This window comes from Sphingomonas sp. 8AM (genome assembly GCF_902506455.1).
GTDB lineage: Bacteria > Pseudomonadota > Alphaproteobacteria > Sphingomonadales > Sphingomonadaceae > Sphingomonas.
Genome location: NZ_LR733844.1, coordinates 546,488 through 565,528, shown reverse-complemented (window position 1 = coordinate 565,528; position 19,041 = coordinate 546,488). Strand labels below are relative to the sequence as shown.

At 68.0% G+C, this 19,041-nt stretch carries 17 protein-coding genes; 8 read left to right on the top strand and 9 right to left on the bottom strand.

Annotated elements, in window-relative coordinates; all coding sequences use genetic code 11:
• Positions 1 to 55 precede the first annotated feature (55 nt).
• A complete protein-coding gene (locus tag BACI71_RS02855; RefSeq protein ID WP_159754780.1) occupies positions 56 to 301 on the top strand; it encodes a hypothetical protein in 246 nt (81 codons plus the stop codon).
• Between the two features lie 52 nt (positions 302 to 353).
• Here the strand turns inward: BACI71_RS02855 and BACI71_RS02850 are convergent, their stop codons facing one another.
• A complete protein-coding gene (locus tag BACI71_RS02850) occupies positions 354 to 1,505 on the bottom strand; it encodes an N-acetyltransferase (RefSeq protein ID WP_159754778.1) in 1,152 nt (383 codons plus the stop codon).
• Between the two features lie 120 nt (positions 1,506 to 1,625).
• Here BACI71_RS02850 and BACI71_RS02845 point away from each other — a divergent pair, with 120 nt between their 5' ends.
• Positions 1,626 to 2,705: a fatty acid desaturase family protein gene (locus BACI71_RS02845; protein ID WP_159754776.1), complete on the top strand. Its 1,080-nt coding sequence runs from the start codon at positions 1,626 to 1,628 to the stop codon at positions 2,703 to 2,705.
• Positions 2,706 to 2,801: 96 nt separating this feature from the next.
• Here the strand turns inward: BACI71_RS02845 and xylA are convergent, their stop codons facing one another.
• The 4 genes from xylA to BACI71_RS02825 form a co-directional block, all read right to left on the bottom strand.
• Entirely contained in the window at positions 2,802 to 4,112 is a 1,311-nt protein-coding gene (gene xylA / locus BACI71_RS02840; protein WP_159754774.1) for a xylose isomerase, read from the bottom strand.
• A gap of 12 nt (positions 4,113 to 4,124) precedes the next feature.
• The gene (gene xylB, locus BACI71_RS02835; protein WP_159754772.1) at positions 4,125 to 5,564 is read right to left on the bottom strand and encodes a xylulokinase; all 1,440 of its coding nucleotides are present in this window, start codon (positions 5,562 to 5,564) and stop codon (positions 4,125 to 4,127) included.
• A gap of 125 nt (positions 5,565 to 5,689) precedes the next feature.
• Positions 5,690 to 6,811, bottom strand: a complete 1,122-nt coding sequence (locus BACI71_RS02830; RefSeq protein ID WP_159754770.1) for a glycoside hydrolase family 43 protein — start codon at positions 6,809 to 6,811, stop codon at positions 5,690 to 5,692.
• A gap of 95 nt (positions 6,812 to 6,906) precedes the next feature.
• Positions 6,907 to 8,259: an FAD/NAD(P)-binding protein gene (locus BACI71_RS02825; RefSeq protein ID WP_159754768.1), complete on the bottom strand. Its 1,353-nt coding sequence runs from the start codon at positions 8,257 to 8,259 to the stop codon at positions 6,907 to 6,909.
• A gap of 71 nt (positions 8,260 to 8,330) precedes the next feature.
• On the opposite strand from BACI71_RS02825, the gene BACI71_RS02820 reads away from it, so the two are divergent.
• From BACI71_RS02820 to BACI71_RS02800, 5 genes are all read left to right on the top strand, one after another.
• Positions 8,331 to 9,227, top strand: a complete 897-nt coding sequence (locus BACI71_RS02820; protein ID WP_159754766.1) for an aldo/keto reductase — start codon at positions 8,331 to 8,333, stop codon at positions 9,225 to 9,227.
• A gap of 66 nt (positions 9,228 to 9,293) precedes the next feature.
• Positions 9,294 to 10,472 (top strand): mannonate dehydratase, encoded by a 1,179-nt coding sequence (gene uxuA, locus BACI71_RS02815; RefSeq protein WP_236552785.1) that lies wholly within the window; start codon positions 9,294 to 9,296, stop codon positions 10,470 to 10,472.
• Positions 10,473 to 10,474: 2 nt separating this feature from the next.
• Positions 10,475 to 11,887, top strand: coding sequence for a glucuronate isomerase (gene uxaC, locus BACI71_RS02810; RefSeq protein WP_159754764.1), 1,413 nt, complete (start codon positions 10,475 to 10,477; stop codon positions 11,885 to 11,887).
• Complete coding sequence (locus tag BACI71_RS02805; protein ID WP_159754762.1) at positions 11,884 to 13,257, top strand: mannitol dehydrogenase family protein; 1,374 nt, start codon at positions 11,884 to 11,886, stop codon at positions 13,255 to 13,257. Before uxaC ends, BACI71_RS02805 begins: the two co-directional genes overlap by 4 nt.
• Entirely contained in the window at positions 13,257 to 14,267 is a 1,011-nt protein-coding gene (locus BACI71_RS02800; protein WP_159754760.1) for a sugar kinase, read from the top strand. The genes BACI71_RS02805 and BACI71_RS02800 overlap by 1 nt, the downstream gene beginning before the upstream one ends.
• Positions 14,268 to 14,606: 339 nt before the next feature.
• Here BACI71_RS02800 and BACI71_RS02795 read toward each other — a convergent pair whose 3' ends face one another.
• The 4 genes from BACI71_RS02795 to BACI71_RS02780 form a co-directional block, all read right to left on the bottom strand.
• The gene (locus BACI71_RS02795; RefSeq protein ID WP_159754758.1) at positions 14,607 to 15,200 is read right to left on the bottom strand and encodes an alpha/beta hydrolase; all 594 of its coding nucleotides are present in this window, start codon (positions 15,198 to 15,200) and stop codon (positions 14,607 to 14,609) included.
• A 403-nt stretch (positions 15,201 to 15,603) separates the two neighbouring features.
• Positions 15,604 to 17,016 (bottom strand): type I glutamate--ammonia ligase, encoded by a 1,413-nt coding sequence (gene glnA, locus BACI71_RS02790; RefSeq protein WP_159754756.1) that lies wholly within the window; start codon positions 17,014 to 17,016, stop codon positions 15,604 to 15,606.
• A 36-nt stretch (positions 17,017 to 17,052) separates the two neighbouring features.
• Entirely contained in the window at positions 17,053 to 17,394 is a 342-nt protein-coding gene (locus tag BACI71_RS02785; RefSeq protein WP_159754754.1) for a DUF6968 family protein, read from the bottom strand.
• A complete protein-coding gene (locus BACI71_RS02780; RefSeq protein ID WP_028056880.1) occupies positions 17,381 to 17,719 on the bottom strand; it encodes a P-II family nitrogen regulator in 339 nt (112 codons plus the stop codon). Before BACI71_RS02780 ends, BACI71_RS02785 begins: the two co-directional genes overlap by 14 nt.
• A gap of 203 nt (positions 17,720 to 17,922) precedes the next feature.
• Here BACI71_RS02780 and BACI71_RS02775 point away from each other — a divergent pair, with 203 nt between their 5' ends.
• On the top strand, positions 17,923 to 19,020 hold the full coding sequence (locus BACI71_RS02775) for a CAP domain-containing protein (RefSeq protein ID WP_159754752.1): 1,098 nt from the start codon (positions 17,923 to 17,925) through the stop codon (positions 19,018 to 19,020).
• Positions 19,021 to 19,041 lie beyond the last annotated feature (21 nt).

Here is a 19,041-nt window from a genome sequence, read left to right as displayed (position 1 = left end):
CACGATGGGTGCAAAGTGTCCTGTGTCCCCGATCAACGGGGCAGGGAGATCCGCCGTGAAGACCATCGCCACCGCCGTCATCGCCAGCCTGTTCGCCGTCGCGCCGGCGCACGCCGCCCCCAAGGCTGCCCCGAACGCTGAAGCATCACCCGTCGCCAGCGACCTGACCGCGCCGGTTCGTAACGCCAAGACCCGTTATTGCTACAAGACCGAGCAGACCGGTTCGCGCATCCTGTCGCGCGTCTGCAAGACGCGCGATGCATGGAAGCAGGTTGGCGTTATCGTCCCCGAGAATCTGTGACCCTCGCCCGGGGGCGGGTCTCCGGCGCCGGCCGGAGCCCCGCCGCAGCGGATCAGAAGGTCCGCTCGTACACCTGATAGATCTTGTTGACGCGGCTATCGATCGCAGTGGCGATCGAGTTCATGCCCTGATTGTCGTCGAGCACCCAGCCGATCTCGCCCCGTGTCGCACCATAATGGGCGACCGATGCCTTGCGGATCGCCTCGATCATCATGAACGCCAACTGGCCCGCAATCCGCGAGCTTTGCAGCTCCTTGCGCACGCCCATCAATGGCACGCGCATCGTCTGTACGCGCGGCTTGCGCAGCCACCACAGCACCTTCGCCCAGCCGAACGGCAGCAGATTGCCCTGCAACGGCTTGATCGCCTCGTTGAGGTCGGGAAGGGTGATCATGAACGCGACCGGTTTGCCATCGATTTCAGCAATGCGGATCAAATCGTTGAAGACGATCGGCTTCAGCTTGACCCCGACATCCTTGATCTCGGGCGGGGTGAGCGGGATGAAGCCCCAATTGTCCGACCATGCGTCGTTGAGGATGTCGAGGATGATCGCCGCCTCTTCCTCGAACCTGCGCTTGTCGACCTCGCGGATGACGATGCTCTTGTTCGCATCGCCCGAGCGGATGATCCGCTTCACCAGCGGCGGGAATTCCTGCGTGATGTCCAGTTCGTAGGTGATGAGCTGCTTGACCGGCTGATAGCCGGCGCCCTCGATCCAGCCGCGATATTCGGGCTTGTGATGCCCCATCATCACGGTCGGCGACTGATAGTAACCCTGGATGAGCAGCCCCGGCTCTTCCCAGATCGACATGCTGACGGGACCGAGCGCGCGGGTCATGCCCTGCTCACGCAGCCAGCCCTCGGCTTTCGCGAGCAAGGCGGTGAACACGCCTTCGTCCTCGGCGTCCATCAACCCCCATTGTCCGCAGCCCGGTCCAAAGCCGCGCTCCGCGGGCATCTCCAGCCCGAGCGTGTCGATATGCGCAGAGATGCGCCCTACCACGCGGCCATCGCGATGGGCGAGGAACAGTTGCGCCCTGGCATGGCTGAACCAGCCGTTCTTCTCCGGCGTGATGAGGCCCAATGCTTCGCCCTTGAGCGGCGGCACCCAGTAAGGATCGTCCCTGTAAATTCGAAATGGCAGGTCGACGAACGCCTTGCGGTCGCTCTTGGTCAGGACGGGAGTGATCGAAAGCTCAGCCATGTTGCTGGCGTGTAAACGGCTCCCTCGATCATAGCGAGTGAACAATTATCCAGATTGGCGATCGCTGCGGTCCTGTTCCCGACACCGTCTCGCCACTATGTTCGGGCAATGGATACGCCCATGAACACCATCACTCTCGATCGCGCAACGGCCGACGTGCGCGCCGCGCGCCCGGCGATCGCCGACGACAAGACGATGCTGAAGGCCGCCGCCGAGCTGACGCGCGACCTGCTCAAGCCGCGTCCCGGAATCTACTGGGCCGATCTGATCGCGTCGTCGGTCGTCGGCTATGGCGCGCTGGCGGTGGCGATCGTCACCGCCTCGACCGCGCTGGCGATCGTCGCCGGGGTCGTGGCGGTGTTCGCGCTGTACCGTGGCATGAGCATGATTCACGAGCTGACGCATGTGAAGCATGCGGCGCTGCCGGGCTTCCGCACCGGGTGGAACGCGCTGATCGGCGTGCCGATGATGATTCCGTCGTTCATGTACGAGGGCGTTCATAACCTGCACCATGCCAAGACCCGCTACGGCACGTCGGAGGACCCCGAGTATCTGCCGCTCGCGCTGATGAAGCCGTGGACGCTGCCGGTGTTCATCCTTGTCTCGGCGCTGGCGCCGGTCGGGCTGCTGATCCGCTTTGGCGTGCTGGCGCCGCTCTCCGCGCTCTTGCCCGCGCTGCGCACCGCCGTGGTGTCGCGCTATTCGGCGCTGTCGATCAATCCGCAGTTCCGCCGCCGGATGCCGCAGGGCGACGAGAAGGCGCGCTGGAACCGGCTGGAGGCTGCCACCGCGGTGTGGGCGCTGGCGCTGATCGTGACGACCGCCACCGGCGTGCTGCCGCTCAGGGCGTTCCTGATCTTCCTTGCGGTGGGATCGGGCGTGGCGCTCATCAACCAGGTGCGGACGCTGGTTGCGCATCTGTGGGAGAACGAGGGCGAGGTGATGAGCGTCACGGCGCAATATCTCGACTCGGTCAACGTCCCGCCGCCGGCGCTGCTCCCGGTGCTGTGGGCGCCGATCGGGCTGCGCTACCACGCGCTTCACCATCTGTTGCCGGGCGTCCCCTATCACGCGCTGGGCGAGGCGCATCAGCGCCTGTCGGGCGTGCTGGAGCCGGAATCGCCTTATTACAAGGCGAACTATCGCGGGCTGCCGGGGCTGGTCGGCAAGCTGACGATGGCGACGCTGCGCGGGCGCTGAGCCGCCCGCCATCCTGATGCCGATGGGATGAAAAAAAAGCACCGGCCCGCGGGGAGCGGACCGGTGCTTTTTCACGCGCGCCGGGTGGCGCGTCGATCAGATGAAGCGGTTGACGAGGTTCTCGATCCGCTCCTGACGGCCCGAGCGCGGGCGCGGGTTGACGTCGGCGCTCTCGGCCAGATCGGCGATCCCGGCGAGGTCGAGCGACGACACCTTCTTGCCGAAGTCGGCGTCCCAGCCGGCGTAGCGCTCCTGCTTGATCGCATCGAGGCGACCGTCCTCGATCAGCGCGGCGGCGTTGAGCAGCCCCTTCGCCACGACGTCGATCCCGCCGACATGGCCGTAGAACAGGTCGACCGCGTCCATCGATTGACGGCGGACCTTGGCGTCGAAGTTGAACCCGCCGGTGGTGAAGCCGCCCGCACGGATGATCTCGAGCATCGCCAGCGTCAGTTCCTCGACCGAGTTCGGGAATTGATCGGTATCCCAGCCGTTCTGGTGATCGCCGCGGTTGGCGTCGATCGAGCCGAAGATGCCGAGCGCGCTGGCCATTGCGATCTCATGCTCGAAGGTGTGGCCGGCCAACGTGGCGTGATTCGCCTCGATGTTGACCTTGACCTCATTCTCCAGCCCGTACTTCTTGAGGAAGCCGTACACGGTGGCGGTGTCGAAGTCGTACTGATGCTTGGTCGGCTCGTGCGGCTTCGGTTCGATCAGGATCGTGCCGGTGAAGCCGATCTTGTGCTTGTGCTCGACGACCAGGCTGAGGAAGCGGCCGAGATTGTCGAGTTCGCGCTTCAGGTCGGTGTTGGCGAGCGTCTCATAGCCCTCGCGACCGCCCCACAGCACGTAGTTCTGGCCGCCGAGGCGGTGCGTCGCCTCCAGCGCGTCGCGAACCTGCATCGCGCCGAACGCATAGACTTCGGGGTCCGGGTTGGTCGCGCCACCGGCGGCGAAGCGGGGGTTGCCGAACAGATTGGCGGTGCCCCACAGCAATTTGCGGCCCGACGACGCCTGGAGCTTTTCCAGATGGTCGACCGCCTCGCCGAAGTAGCGGCGATGCTCGGCGACGCTGTTGGCGTCGGCCATCACGTCGACGTCGTGGAAGCAATAATAGGGCACGTCGAGCTTCGAGAAGAAGTCGAACGCCACCTCACGCTTCATCGCGGATGCCGCGCTGTCGTTCGCGCCGGCGTGCCACGGGCGGTCGAAGGTGCCGCCGCCGAACACGTCCGAGCCCGGCCAGCAGAAGGTGTGCCAGAAGCAGGCGGCGAAGCGGAGGTGATCCTCCATACGCTTGCCGAGCACGACCCGGTCCTTGTCGTAGAACCGATAGGCGAGTTCGTTGGTGGACTCCGGCCCCTCATATTTGATCTGGGGGATGTCGGCGAAGAAGTCGGTGGCCATTCGCTGGTTCCTTTACGGCTTGATGCGGGGATAGGCGGCGCGGAAGGCGGCGCGCTTGGGAGCGAGCCGGTCGACCAGCGTCGGGTCGGGGGTGATCACGTGGCTGACGGGCGGGGCGACGCAGATTTCGGCGGGGGTGCCGCCGTCGACCGCGAGCTGCGCGAGGCGCGCCGCGCCCATCGCGGGGCCGACCTCGCCGCCCTTGAGATAGGCGAGTTCGACCTCCAGCGCGGCGGCGAGCGTCTCGCCCCAATAGCGCGAGCGCGCGCCGCCGCCGATCACCGACAGGCGTTCGACGGTCGTGCCGGATTCACGCAGCACGCGGACGCCGTCGGCGAGCGCGAAGGCGACGCCTTCGAGCACCGCCTGCGCCATCCGCTCGGGGGTGCTGTCATGGTCGAGCTGGAGGAAGCCGCCGCGGACCTGCGCGTCATTGTGCGGGGTGCGCTCGCCGGAGAGATAAGGGAGGAACAGCTCGGGGCCGCTCGCCGGGCCGGCGATCTCGGCGCGCGCGAAGACGTCGGCGGCACCGGCTGCGCCGATCAGCCGCGCGACCCAGTCGACGCAGACCGCCGCCGAGAGGTGCACCGCCATCTGGTGCCACATGTCCGGGATACAGTGGCAGAAGGCGTGGACTGCGGCGGCGGGGTTGGCGCGCAGCGTGTCGGTGGCGACGAAGATGACTCCCGAGGTACCGAGCGATAGCAAGGCGTCGCCGTCGCGGACGACGCCGATCCCGGCCGCGCCCGCGGCATTGTCGCCACCGCCGCCCGCGACCGGCACCGCGTCGATCCCCCAGCTTTCGGCGATCTCCGCGCGCAGATGGCCGGTCACGTCGCTGCCCTCGACCGCGCGCGGCATCTGATCGCGGGTGAGGCCGGTCGCGGCGAGCAAGTCGTCGCTCCAGTCGCGCCGGGCGACATCGAGCCAGAGCGTGCCGGCGGCGTCGGAGACGTCGGAGGCCTTTTCGCCGGTCATGATGAGGCGGACGTGATCCTTGGGGAGCAGCACGGTGCGGATCGCGGCGAAGGTCTCCGGCTCGTGATGCTTGACCCACAGCAGCTTCGGCGCGGTGAAGCCGGGCATCGCGATGTTCGCGGCGATGTCGCGCAGCGCGGGGACGGCGCGTTCCAGCTCGGCGCACTCCGCGAACGAGCGGCCGTCGTTCCACAGGATCGCGGGGCGCAAGGGACGGTCGTCGGCGCCGAGCAGGGTCGCGCCGTGCATCTGCCCCGCGATGCCGACGCCGCGCACCGCGCGGCGCACGTCGGCGGGGAGCGCGCGGACCGCGGCGTCGGTCGCCTGCCACCATGCGTCGGGGTCCTGTTCCGACCAGAGCGGGTGCGGGCGCTGGACGGTCAGCGCGGCGGTCGCCTGGGCGGCGATCGCACCGTCACGGTCGATCACTACCGCCTTCACGCCCGAGGTGCCGATGTCGATGCCGAGGAACATGGCGGTCTTTCCTGCTTGTAATCTGCGCCACCCCGGTGGGCGCCGGGGTCCAGTTGCGGGCGGCTCGCGAGATGCGGGTCGGTTTCCCAACTGAACCCCGGCGTTCGCCGGGGCGGTGCGGGGGGTTATTTCACGAAGGGATCGATCGTCTGGATCGTGCCGTCGGGATTATAGTGCAGCTCGGTCATCTTGACGTTGCGCAGGCGCGTCTGCCCCGAGAGCTGGGTGTCGGCGTAGAACAGCCACCATTTGCCCTTCCACTCGACGATTGAATGATGCGTCGTCCAGCCCTCGACCGGCTGGAGGATGCGGCCCTTGTAGGTGAACGGGCCGAAGGGAGAGTCGCCGGTCGCGTAGACGAGGTAATGCGTGTCGCCGGTCGAGTAGCTGAAGTAATATTTGCCCTTGTACTTGTGCATCCACGACGCCTCGAAGAAGCGGCGGTCGTGGTCGCCGCCGAGCAGCGGCTTGCCCTTTTCGTCGAGGATCACGACGTCGCGCGGCTTGCCGGCGAAGGTCTTCATGTCGGTGGCCATCGGCGCGACCTTGGCGGTCAGCGCGGGCTTGTCGTCGGCGGCGAGATCGGTCTTCGAGCCGTTCGGATCGTATGTGCCGGTGGTGTTGCGCTGGAGCTGCCCGCCCCAGATCCCGCCGAAGTACATATAGCTCTTGCCGTCGTCGTCGGTGAACACCGCCGGATCGATCGAGAAGCTGCCCGCGATCGGCTGCGGATCGGCCTTGAACGGGCCGACCGGCGATTTGGACGTCGCAACGCCGATGCGGAACGCGCCCTGCCGGTCCTTGGCGGGGAAGTAGAGGAAATAGGTGCCGTTCTTGTAGGCGGCGTCGGGCGCCCACATCTGCTTTTCGGCCCAGGGCACGTCCTTGACGTCGAGCGCGACCGGATGCGCGGTCACCTTGCCGCCGGGCTCGTCCATGCTGAGCACGCGATAGTCGCGCATCTCGAAATGCCCGCCGAGATCGTCTTCCTTCGCGGAGCCGTCGATGTCGTGGCTGGGATAGACGTAGAGCTTGCCGTCGAAGACATGCGCCGAGGGATCGGCGGTGTAGAAGTCGGTGACCAAAGGCTGCGACAGATAGCGGCGGCCGTCCTTGGCGCGCGGCGCGTCGGTGGCGGCGGCGTTGGCGGTCGTGGCGTTATCGGCGGTCGTCGTGCGATCCCCGCAGGCGGCAAGCGGCAGCGCGGCAAGCAGCGGCAACAGACAGGCACGATTCGGGCGACGCATCGTTTCGGGCTCCTCTCAGGTCCAGTCGGCGGGTCTGCGCCCGCGCACTGCAAATGAGGTAGCGCTACCATCATTGGCACGCAACCGTTTTCGTATCAGAGCCCTTCGCCGCCCACCCATTGCGCATTGGCGAGCCGGCGCGCCAGCGTCCAGTTCTGCTGGCGGATGTCAGGGACGGCGACGACTTCCCACAGCCCGCCGCGCGTCATCGGGCCGATCGCGTAGAGCTGTTCGGCGACCGTGCCGCCTGCATCGACCACCCGCGATTGCGCATCGACCTCCAGCCCGATGCGCAGCGCGTCGGGGCGGATCATCCCGCGCGCGAGCAGGTCGCGGAGCAGCGGCTCGCGCGAGCGCAGCAGGTCGCCCTGCGGCCCGGTGCAATTGACGATCCGCGCCGCGCGAATCCGGCGCGTCCCGGTTTCGCCGCGCGGGCGCCAGTCGAGCAGCGCCTGCGCCCCGTCGTCGGCGGCGGCGACCAGCTTGCCCGCCACCACCTCCAGCCGCCCGGCGGCGACCAGTGCGTCGATCCGGTCCGCGACCGCGGGGGCAAGGCGATGGCGGTGCACGTCCCACCACGGGCGCAGGTGGCGGAGGAACCGCGCGCGGGTCGTGGCATCCGCCGCGCCCCACATCAGCTGCGTGATCGGGCGCAAGGTATCGACCGCCGCGCGCCAGCCGATCGTGGCGCTGCGCTGGCGGACGTGGCGCAGCAACGCCGACAGCGTCGCGGCGGGGCGTTCGGACAGACCAGGCTGCGGCGGCGTGTCGGCATGCCGCCGCGGCGCGAGCCCGCGTCGCGACAGCGCGACGATCCGGCCGCGAAACCCGCTCGCATCGAGCAGCAGCGCGGCATCGACCGCGGTCAGCCCGCTGCCGACCAGCACGACATGATCGTCGTCGCGCAACCCCTCCGCGATGTCGCCCGCCCATGGATCGCCGCGATAGCAGCCCGGCGGGAGCGTATCGGGGTCGATCCCCGCCGGGGTGTGCGGCGGCAGGTTGCCGAGCGCGAGCACCATCGTGTCCGCCGCCAACGTGCCGCCGCCCGCCAGCGTGGCGCGATAGCCGTCCGCGGTCGGGGCGATTGCCTGCACCTCGTCCTCGATCAGCGTCAGGCGGTGCGGATGCGCGGCGACCGCCGCTTCCAGCATCTCGCGAAGATACCGGCCGTACACCCGGCGCGGCACGAAGGTGGTGCGGTCGCCGAGGCCGTTGTGCGTCAGCCAGCGGACGAAATGGTCGGCGTCGTCGGGCAGCGCGCTCATGTTGCCGGCGCGGACGTTGAGCAGATGCTCCTCGTGCGCGGCGCTGTAGGCGACGCCGCGCCCGAGCTGCGCCGGACGCCGCTCGATCAGCGTGGCGCGTGGGCCGTCGTGGCGCAGCAGGTTGATCGCGAGCAGCGCCCCCGAGAAGCCGCCGCCGACGATCGCGACATGGCGGATCATCGCCGGCCAGCCCGGCGTGAGAAACGGTTCGACGCTATCATCCCGATCGACCCTGTGCCATGCCGCCGCTCATGACGACATTGCGCCTATCGAATGAAGCACGGGCATTGGGCAAGAGCGGGATTGCGGTTTCGCCGCTCGCCTGGGGCATGTGGCGGCTGGCGGGTGACGATATCGCGGCGGTGCGCGCGCTGATCGACGCGGCGCTGGCAGCCGGGATCACCTTGTTCGACACCGCCGATATCTATGGCTGCGACGTGCCGGCCGGGTTCGGCTCGGCGGAGGCGTTGTTCGGGCGTGCGCTCGCCGAGGACCGCCGCGTGCGCGACCGGATGGTGATCGCGACCAAGGGCGGCATCCGGCCCGGCATCCCGTACAATAGCAGCCGTGAGTATCTTGCCGCCGCGCTCGACGATTCGTTGCGGCGGATGGGCGTGGAGACGGTCGATCTCTACCAGATTCACCGCCGCGACCTGCTGACGCATCCGCAGGAAGTGGCGGGCGCGCTCGACGCGATGGTGGCGAGCGGCAAGGTGCGTGCGGTCGGCCTGTCGAACCATAGTCCAGCCGAGTTCGACGCGTTGCAGGCGTTCCTCGACCAGCCGATCGTCGCAACGCAACCGGAATTCTCCGCGCTGCACGTCGCGCCGCTGTTCGACGGAACGCTCGACCATGCGATGCGGCACGACCTTGCGGTGCTGGCATGGTCGCCGCTCGGCGGCGGGCGGCTGACCGACGCCGCGCATCCCGCGGGAGCGTTGCTCGCCGAACAGGGCGTGGCTTACGGCGTCGATGCGGCGACCGCGGCGCTGGCGTGGGTCATGGCACACCCGGCGCGGATCATCCCGATCGTCGGATCGCAGACCCCGCAGCGGATCACGGCCGCCGCGGAAGCATACCGGGTCGAATGGACGCGGTCGCAATGGTATGCGGTACTCGAAGCGGGGATGGGGAGCAGGCTGCCCTAGCTTGCTTCGTCGTGTGGTATCGCTAACAGGAGCGGCGTAACGCCGCGGGCGACAGGATCGGAGAGGATGGCGGACGTGTTGATGACGCAGGCGATGCGCTGGTTCGGGCCACGCGATCCGGTGCCGCTGGCGCATATCCGTCAAGCCGGCGCGACCGACGTCGTCACCGCCCTCCACCATGTTCCCAACGGCGTCGTCTGGCCGCGCGAGGAGATCGCCGCGCAGCGCGCGATGATCGAGCGCGCCGGGCTCGGCTGGACCACCGTTGAGAGCGTTCCGGTCCACGAGGCGATCAAGACCGCCGGGCCCGATCGCGACCGGCTGATCGACCAGTACATCACCACCCTCCGCAATCTGGCGGCGGAGGGGATCACCACCGTTACCTATAACTTCATGCCGCTGCTCGACTGGACGCGCACCGATCTGGCGTGGGAGCTGCCGGATGGCGCGCGTGCGCTGCGCTTCGAGCTGGACGCGGTAGCAGCCTATGACCTGCATCTGCTCAAGCGGCCGGGCGCCGAGGCCGACTATGCGCCCGACACGATCGAGCGCGCCGCGCGGCGCTTCGCGGCAATGGACGACGAGGCAAAGCTGCGGCTGGAGCGGACGATCATCGCCGGGTTGCCGGGCAGCGAAGAGAGCTTCACCTCCGCGCAGTTCCTCGACGCAATCCATGATTATGCCGGTACCGGCCCCGACGAGCTGCGCGCCAACCATCACGCCTTCATGGCGGCGATCTGTCCGGTCGCCGAGGAGCTGGGCATTCGCATGGTCGTCCACCCCGACGATCCGCCGTTCGCGATCTTCGGGCTGCCGCGGGTTGTCAGCACCGAGGCGGACGTGACTGCGCTGTTCGACGCGGTGCCGAGCGCCGCCAACGGCCTGTGCTTCTGCACCGGGTCGTTCGGGGTGCGCGCCGACAACGATCTGCCCGGCATGGTCCGGCGGCTGGGAGCACGGATCGGCTTCCTTCACCTGCGCAGCGTCCAGCGCGAACCCGACGGCGCGTTCCACGAGGCCGCGCATCTCGGGGGCAGCGGCGACCTGACCGCGGTGATGGCCGAGGTGGTGGCGCTGCAACGCCGCGAGCGGCGCTCGATCGTGATGCGCCCCGATCACGGCCACCAGATGATCGACGATCTGACCAAGGTCACCAACCCCGGCTATTCCTTGCTCGGGCGGATGCGCGGACTTGCGGAGTTGCGCGGGCTGGAGCGCGGGCTGGCGTTCATGGGAGCGAATTGACGATGACCCGACCGCTGGAGCTTCACCCCGACCGGCTGTTCCCGGCCGACCCGACGACTCGCGACATCGCGCGCGCGCTCTATGCCGAGATCGGCGCGCTGCCGATCGTCAGCCCGCACGGCCACACCGACCCGACGTGGTTCGCGACCGACGCCAGGTGGGACAATGCGACCACCCTGCTGCTCGCGCCCGACCATTACGTCTTCCGGATGCTCTATTCGCAGGGGATCGCGCTCGACGATCTGCGTATCCCGCATCGCGGCGGCGTGCCTGCCACCGATCCCCGCGCGGCGTGGAAGCTGTTCGCCACGCACTACGACCTGTTCCGCGGCACGCCGTCGCGGTTGTGGCTCGATCATGTCTTCGCCGAGGTGTTCGGGTTCGACGTACGGCTGGATGCCGATACCGCCGATTCGTATTTCGACACGATCACCGATCGGCTGGCAGGCGACGACTTCCGCCCGCGCGCGCTGTTCGATCGCTTCCGCATCGACTTCCTCGCCACCACTGAGGGCGCGCATGACAGCCTCGACGCGCATCACGCGATCCGCGCCTCGGGCTGGAAGGGGCGCGTCGTCACCACCTATCGGCCCGATGGCGTGATCGACGTCGAGCATGAGCAGTTCACCGGCGCGATGGAGAAGTTCGCGACGCTGACCGGCGAGGACGTATACAGCTGGTCGGGCTATCTCGCGGCACACCGCAAGCGCCGCGCCGATTTTCGTGCCGCCGGGGCGACCGCGACCGACCACGGCCACGCCACCGCGCAGACCGCGAACCTGTCGACCGCCGAATGCGAGGCGCTGTTCGCGAAGATCGTCGGCGGGACATGGGACGCGGCCGATGCCGAGCTGTTCCGCGCGCAGATGCTCACCGAAATGGCGAAGATGAGCGTCGCGGACGGGATGGTAATGCAGATCCACCCCGGCTCGTACCGCAACCACAATGCCGGGCTGTTCGCGAGCCACGGGCGCGACAAGGGCGCCGACATCCCGGTGCGCACCGAATATACGCGCGCGCTGCAACCGATGCTCGACGTGGTCGGCAACGAGCGCGACCTGACGATCATCCTCTTCACGCTCGACGAGAGCGTCTATGCGCGCGAGCTGGCGCCGATGGCGGGACATTATCCGTGCCTGAAGCTGGGGCCGGCATGGTGGTTCCACGATTCGCCCGAGGGGATGCGCCGTTACCGCGAGCTGACCACCGAGACCGCCGGCTTCTACAACACCGTCGGGTTCAACGACGATACGCGCGCGTTCCTGTCGATCCCGGCGCGGCACGATGTCGCGCGGCGCGTCGATTGCGCGTTCCTCGCGCGGCTGGTTGCCGAGCATCGGATCGAGGATTGGGAAGCGGTCGAGCTGGCGCATGAGCTGACCGACGGACTGGTGCGCAAGGCGTACAAGCTGTGAGGCTCTCCGACGCCGCCCGCGCCTCGCTGCCCGGCGATGTCGCGCAGCCCGGCTATGCGCGCACCGAACAGGCGCGCGGGATCGTGCATCTCGGCATCGGCGCGTTCCACCGCGCGCATCAGGCGGTCTATACCGATGATGCGATGGCGGCGGGCGACCGCGACTGGGCGATCACCGGCGTGTCGCTGCGCTCGCGGCAGGTTCAAGAGCAACTCGCAGCCCAGGACGGGCTCTACACGGTCGCGACCCGCGATGCGGAGGGCGAGCGGCTGCGGCTGATCGGGGCGGTGCGCGAGGTGCTGGTCGCGCCGGACGATCCGCAGGCGGTGGCGGCGGCGCTGGCCGCGCCCGCGACGCGCATCGTGACGCTGACCGTTACCGAAAAGGGCTATCACCGGCTGCCCGGCGGGGGGATCGACACGGCATCGGTCGCGGCGGCGGGCGGCACGATCTACCATTATCTGTCGCAGGCGGTGCGCGATCGTCACGCGGCGGGTGCCGGGCCGATGACGCTGGTCAGTTGCGATAACATGACCGACAACGGCCATGTGCTTCGCGACGGTGTCGCGGCACTGCTCGACGGCGCGGCGCGCGACTGGTTCGAGCGCGACTGGGCGTGCCCGTCGACGATGGTCGACCGGATCGTCCCCGCGACCACCGCCGCCGATCTCGACGGGATCGAGGCGCGGCTCGGGGTGCGCGACGAGGGCGCGGTGGTCACCGAGCCGTTCCGGCAATGGGTGATCGAGGATCGCTTCGCCACCGACCGCCCGCGCTGGGATGTCGGCGGCGCGCAGTTCGTCGCCGATGTTCGCCCGTATGAGACCGCCAAGCTGCGGATGCTCAACGGTGCGCATTCGGCGCTCGCCTATCTCGGGCTCGGGGCGGGGCACGATTATGTGCATCAGGCGATCGCCGACGCGGCGGTCCGCCCGGTCGTCGAGCGGTTGATGCGCGACGAGGCCGCTGCAAGTCTCGACGCCGCGCCGGGGCAAGACCTGCGCGCGTACGCCGATGCGCTGCTCGCGCGTTTCGCCAATCCGTCGCTTGCGCACCGACTGGCGCAGATCGCCACCGACGGGTCGCAGAAGGTCGGGCCGCGCTGGCTGGAGGCGCTGACGATCAATCGCGCGCGCGGGGTCGATCGCACCGCGACGCTGACCGCGTTGGCGGCGTGGCTGCGGCATCTGTGTGGGCAGGCAGGGCCGATCAACGATCCGATGACGGACGAGCTGGCGGCGCTGTGGGGAGCGAACGATGCGCGCGGCATGGTCGACGCGCTGTTCGGCGAAGGCGGCAAGTTCGCCGCGCGCTGGCAGGCCGACGACGCCGAGCGCGCGACGCTGGTCGATCTGGTGGAGCGGACGTGATGGGCAAGTTTCTGGCGTTCGGCGAGATCATGCTTCGCCTGTCGCCGCCCGGGCGCGAGCTGCTGATGCAGACGCCGCGCTTCGACGTGTGGGTGGCGGGCGCCGAGGCGAACGTCGTCACGCAGCTCGCCAAGCTCGGCCACGACGTCGGGATCGTCAGCCGCGTGCCCGACAATGATCTGGGGCAGAGCGCGATCACGACCCTTCGCGGGCATGGCGTCGACGTGCGGCACCTCCAGACTGGCGGCGAGCGGATGGGGCTGTACTTCGTCACCTCGGGCGCGGGGATGCGCGCCACCGAGGTGATCTACGACCGCGCCGGATCGTCGTTCGCCGAAGCGCCGGTGAGCGCGTGGGACTGGGATGCGATCCTCGACGGCGTGACGCGGCTGCATCTGTCGGGGATCACCCCGGCGCTCGGACCGGTGCCCGCCGAGAGCGCGATTGCGGCGGCCGGGGCGGCGAGCGCGCGCGGCGTCGCGGTGTCGTTCGACGGCAATTGGCGCGGCAAATTGTGGGCGCGCTGGGACAGCGACCCGCGCAGCATCCTGACGCGGATCGTCGAGCACGCCGATCTGATGTTCGGCAACCACCACGACATCGCCTTGCTGCTCGGGCGCGACGATTTCGGCGGTGACGGCGAGGACCGGCGGCGCGCGGCGGCGGAGGCGGCGTTCGCGCGCTTCCCGAAGCTGATGACGATCGCGTCCACGGCGCGGCATGTCGAGCATGTCGATCTCAACCGGCTGTCGGCGCGGATCGACACGCGCGACGATCATGCGCAGACGCCGGAGACGGTGCTGGCCGGGATCGTCGACCGGATCGGCGGTGGCGATGCGTTCGCGGCCGGGGTGCTGCATGCGTTGCTCAATGGGCAGGGGATCGCGGCGGCGGCGGAGACCGGGCTGGCACTGGCGGCGCTGAAGCATTCGCTGCCGGGCGATGCGGCGCTGTTCCGGCAGGGGGACGTCGATGCGTTCCTTGCCGGTGGGCTGGATGTGCGGCGGTAGACGTTTCCGTCATTGCGAGCGTAGCGAAGCAATCCAGGGCGTCCTGATCCGGCTCTGGATTGCTTCGCTACGCTCGCAATGACGGTCGGTTATCTGGAGCGCGACCGATGAGGTCACGATACGGCCGCCCCCCACTCACCCTCGCCCCTGCGCAGGCAGGGGCCTATCGCTGTCCCGTCATGCGCTAACGCCGATACACAGGCGTCGCTGGCTGTGTCAGATGTCCGGTCAGGACGAGACAGACATGGGCCCCTGCCTGCGCAGGGGCGACGGAGAGTGTGGGAACGTAGCGCTCGGAGCTACTCCGGTTTCGACGACAAACGTCCGACGGACGAACCCCTACCGCCCGATCAACGCCTCGGCGCGGCCGACCTCGTGCGCGGCCACCTGATGCGTCACGCGCAGGAACAGTCGCTGCGCCTGCCGCCATGCGTTCGTCTCGCGCGTGACGTGGCGGTCGCGGTGGCTGGCGATCAGCTGGCTGCCCCAGCTTTCGACCGCGGCATCGATCTGGCCCCCATCCCCCTGCGGCGAGATGACGATCGACGGGAAGGGTAACGGCGCGGTCGGCGAGGCGAACAGGTCGGTGTCGCCGTCGCGCGTCACCTCCGCCCCGCGTGGTGCGAACAGCAACGCACCGGCGATCCTCGACACGTAATCGCTGGGCGAGAGCCGGCCCCACCACGCGCTGGCGGCACAGCCGATCCCGTCCGCGACCAGCAGCACCGGGCGGTCCGCCGCGCACACCGCCTGATCGACGCGCGCCGCCCAGATCTTGCGCTCGGCGCGCGAGCGGGCGGCGATCGGGATCGTGCGCGGATCGTTGGCGGGCCAGCCGAACATCGTACGCCACGTCGGTTCGCTCTGCCGCGCGTCGGAGATCGCGACGATCGAGAAAGGGGCGAAGCGGTCGTTGGCGGCGATGGCGAACATGGCTGTGGCTCCCGGGTGGCGCGGACCGTTTTCGTGGTTGAGGGTGGTGATGGTACGCGAGTCGGGCGGGAAGGGGAGTCTAGTTGACCTTTGGCGCGGTGAGCTTTGCGTTTGTCGGGGTGAGGCGAGGGTTTGTGACTTATCGTCATTGCGAGCGTAGCGAAGCAATCCAGGGCGTCCTGGTCCGGCTCTGGATTGCTTCGCTACGCTCGCAATGACGACAAAGGGCGCCTTCCTGTTTGGAAGACGCCCTTTTTCAATCGGGGCAACGACGCGGCGAAGCCGCCCTTCGACTGCCTGCCAGGGCAGGCGCTCAGGACAGGCGTCGTCGGTCCTCACCTGCGGCGAGGCCGGCCGACAGCGCCTGTGCAGGTTCCCTGCACGGCGTGCCGGCACGGCACGCTCAGGCGCTGTAGTACATATCAAATTCGACCGGGCTCGGGGTCATTTCCCAACGCGCGACCTCGGCCCACTTCAGCTCGACATAGGCCTCGATCTGGTCCTTGGTGAACACGTCGCCCTTCAGCAGGAAGTCGTGATCCGCCAGCAGCGAGTCGAGCGCTTCGCGGAGCGAGGCGCAGACCGTCGGCACTTCCGCCAGCTCGGCCGGCGGCAGGTCGTACAGGTTCTTGTCCATCGCCTCGCCCGGATGGATCTTGTTCTGGATGCCGTCCAGACCCGCCATCAGCAGCGCCGCATAAGCGAGGTACGGATTGGCCATCGCGTCCGGGAAGCGGACCTCGACGCGCTTGCTCTTCGGGCCGGTGCCGTACGGGATGCGGCACGAGGCCGAGCGGTTGCGCGCCGAATAGGCGAGCAGCACCGGCGCTTCGTAGCCCGGCACCAGCCGCTTGTAGCTGTTGGTGGTCGGGTTGGTGAAGGCGTTGATCGCCTTGGCGTGCTTGATGATCCCGCCGATGAAGTACAGGCAGGTGTCGCTCAGCCCGGCATAGCCGTTGCCCGCGAACAGCGGCTCCTTGCCGTTCCAGATCGAGAAGTGCGTGTGCATCCCCGAGCCGTTATCTTCCTTGATCGGCTTCGGCATGAACGTCGCCGACTTGCCATAGGCGTGCGCGACCTGGTGCACGACATATTTGTAGATCTGCATCCGGTCGGCGGTCTGCGTCAGCTTCCCGAAGGTCAGCCCCAGCTCGTGCTGCGCGGCGGCGACCTCATGGTGGTGCTTGTCGCACGGCAGGCCCATCTCGATCATCGTCGAGACCATCTCGCCGCGGATGTCGACTGCCGAGTCGACCGGGGCGACCGGGAAGTAGCCACCCTTCGCGCGCGGACGGTGCGCCATGTTGCCGCCCTCATATTCGCGGCCGGTGTTGGTCGGCAGCTCGATATCGTCGAGCTTGAAGTACGACTGGTTGTACGACGTGTCGAAACGGACGTCGTCGAACATGAAGAATTCGGCTTCCGGCCCGACGTACACGGTGTCACCGATCCCGGTGGTGGCGACATAGGCCTCGGCGCGCTTCGCAGTGGTGCGCGGGTCGCGGCTATAGCCCTCGCCGGTCGACGGCTCGACGATGTCGCAGAACACGATCAGCATCGGGGTGGCCGAGAACGGATCGGTGTAGACCGCGTCCAGATCCGGCTTCAGGATCATGTCCGATTCGTTGATCGCCTTCCAGCCCTCGATCGAGCTGCCGTCGAACATCAGGCCGTCGGTCCATTCGTCCTCGCCCATCAACGAGGCGACCATGGTCAGATGCTGCCACTTGCCCTTGGGATCGGTGAAACGCAGATCGATCCACTCGATCTCTTCGTCCTTGATCTTGCTCAGAACGTCTGCGGCCGTGTTCGCCATGCTCGTCTTCCTTTGCTTACGCCTGACTGTGGCGCGTTATTCGAAACTGTTGATGGTCAGGCCGAGGTCGTCCTGACCGAGCCAGCGGATAGCCGGCCGTCGTTGTGGCGTTCCATTTCCGACGCGGGTCAGGCTGCCTTCAGCATGGCGGAGGGCCAGCAGGATCGCCTGAACGTCGTCGATGCCCACGATGTAATGGTGGACAACCTCTCCGTCTGGAAAGTGGATCGTGAAGTCGCAACGGCGCGGCGGATTGGTCGGGTCTGCGTCGTAGCGGTCGTCCGGGAACGGGATCGGGCGATAAAGACTGAAGATGACGGTGCCGTCATCGCGTTCGAAGTGGCGAACGGCGATAACATCGTCTTCAGATCGCCTCATTATCACGCTCGCCGGTGCGGATGCGGAGCGCGGTTTCGACCGGGATCACGAAGATCTTGCCGTCGCCGATGCGGCCGGTCTGCGCGGCGGCGGCGATCGCCTCCACGACGCGCTCGGTAAGCCCGTCCTCGACGACCACCTCCAGCTTCACCTTGGGCAGGAAGTCGACGACATATTCGGCGCCGCGATACAGCTCGGTATGGCCCTTCTGCCGCCCGAAGCCCTTCGCCTCGGTGACGGTGATGCCGGACACGCCGATCTCGTGCAGCGCCTCCTTCACCTCGTCCAGCTTGAACGGCTTGATGATCGCTTCGATCTTCTTCACGCGACGAACGCCCCACCCCGGAAAAATCTGGATGCCCCAAGCAGCATCGATGCACCGATCGTGCCAGCCGCAGGCGCGAAGGGCAAGGCAGCGACTCGCGGAAATCCGGGCTTTTTGCTGCCTGAAAAAAGGGCATAAGCGGTGTTGCTGCCGCTTTCGCGGGCAGTGCCATTTTTTAACCCGGCGGCGGCTAAGCGGCGGCAATGCGAACCTCACGCGGATACCGGATCGGCGCCGTCTCGGCATTGTCGCTGCTGCTTTCGGGCTGCGGCGGTGGCGGTGGTGACGGCGGCGGCGCCGCGGCGCCGGCCAGCGGTGGCGTGCAGGTGGTACCGGCCCCCGCGCCGTCGCCGACGCCCGCTCCGGCCCCCAGTCCGACCCCGAGCGCGACGCCGACTCCCACGCCCCCGCCGCCGCCGCTGACCCCGACCGGCAGCTGGGCGAGTAACGCCGCGACGCTGTTCAGCACCCAGCCGGATGTCGCCAACTGCCAGCCGGGCACATTGCTGCAGAGCGTCCGCGACGACGTGCTGACACGGCTGAACGCGATCCGCGCGCTTCATCGCCTGCCCGCGGTCAGCTATTCGAGTGCCGACGACGATCAGGCGACACAGGCCGCGCTGATGATGGCGGCGAACGGCCAGCTGAGCCACACGCCGGCCGCGTCGTGGAAGTGCTACACCACGTTAGGCGCGAACGGGGCGGGGACCAGCAACCTGTATGGCGGGCTGATCTCGCCGTATCTCGCTTATTACACCGAGGACATGTACCTCGGGGGCTGGCTGACCGAGACGTCGAACCTGGTCGCCAACAGCGTCGGGCACCGTCGCTGGATCCTCGACCCGTTCCTCGGCAAGATCGCCTACGGGCGCGTCGCGCAGCTGCTCGCCGACGGCAGCCGCACCGACGCGGCGGCGATGAAGGTGGTCTCGTTCGCCAGCGGGGTCAGCGTCCCCGGCAATCTGCCCGCGTTCGTCGCTTATCCCTATGGCGACTATCCGGCGCGCTATTTCGACACATCGTCGCTGCTGTCGTTTACCGTCATCGCCGACACCACGCAGCGCGGCGGCGCGAATGCGACCGTCGACTTCGCCAAGGCGACGATCGCGGTCAGCGACGGGGCGAACGCATTGGCGGTGTCGAGCGTCAGCTTCGACAATGATCGCTACGCGGTGCCCAACAACCTCCAGTTCAAGGTCGGGGGGCTGAAGCCGGGGGTAAGCTATTCGGTGACGATCACCGGCGTCGGCGTGCGCGGCACGCCGACCGATTACCGTTACACGTTCCGGATCGTGTCCTGAGCGACGAACGAGCGCTTTTCC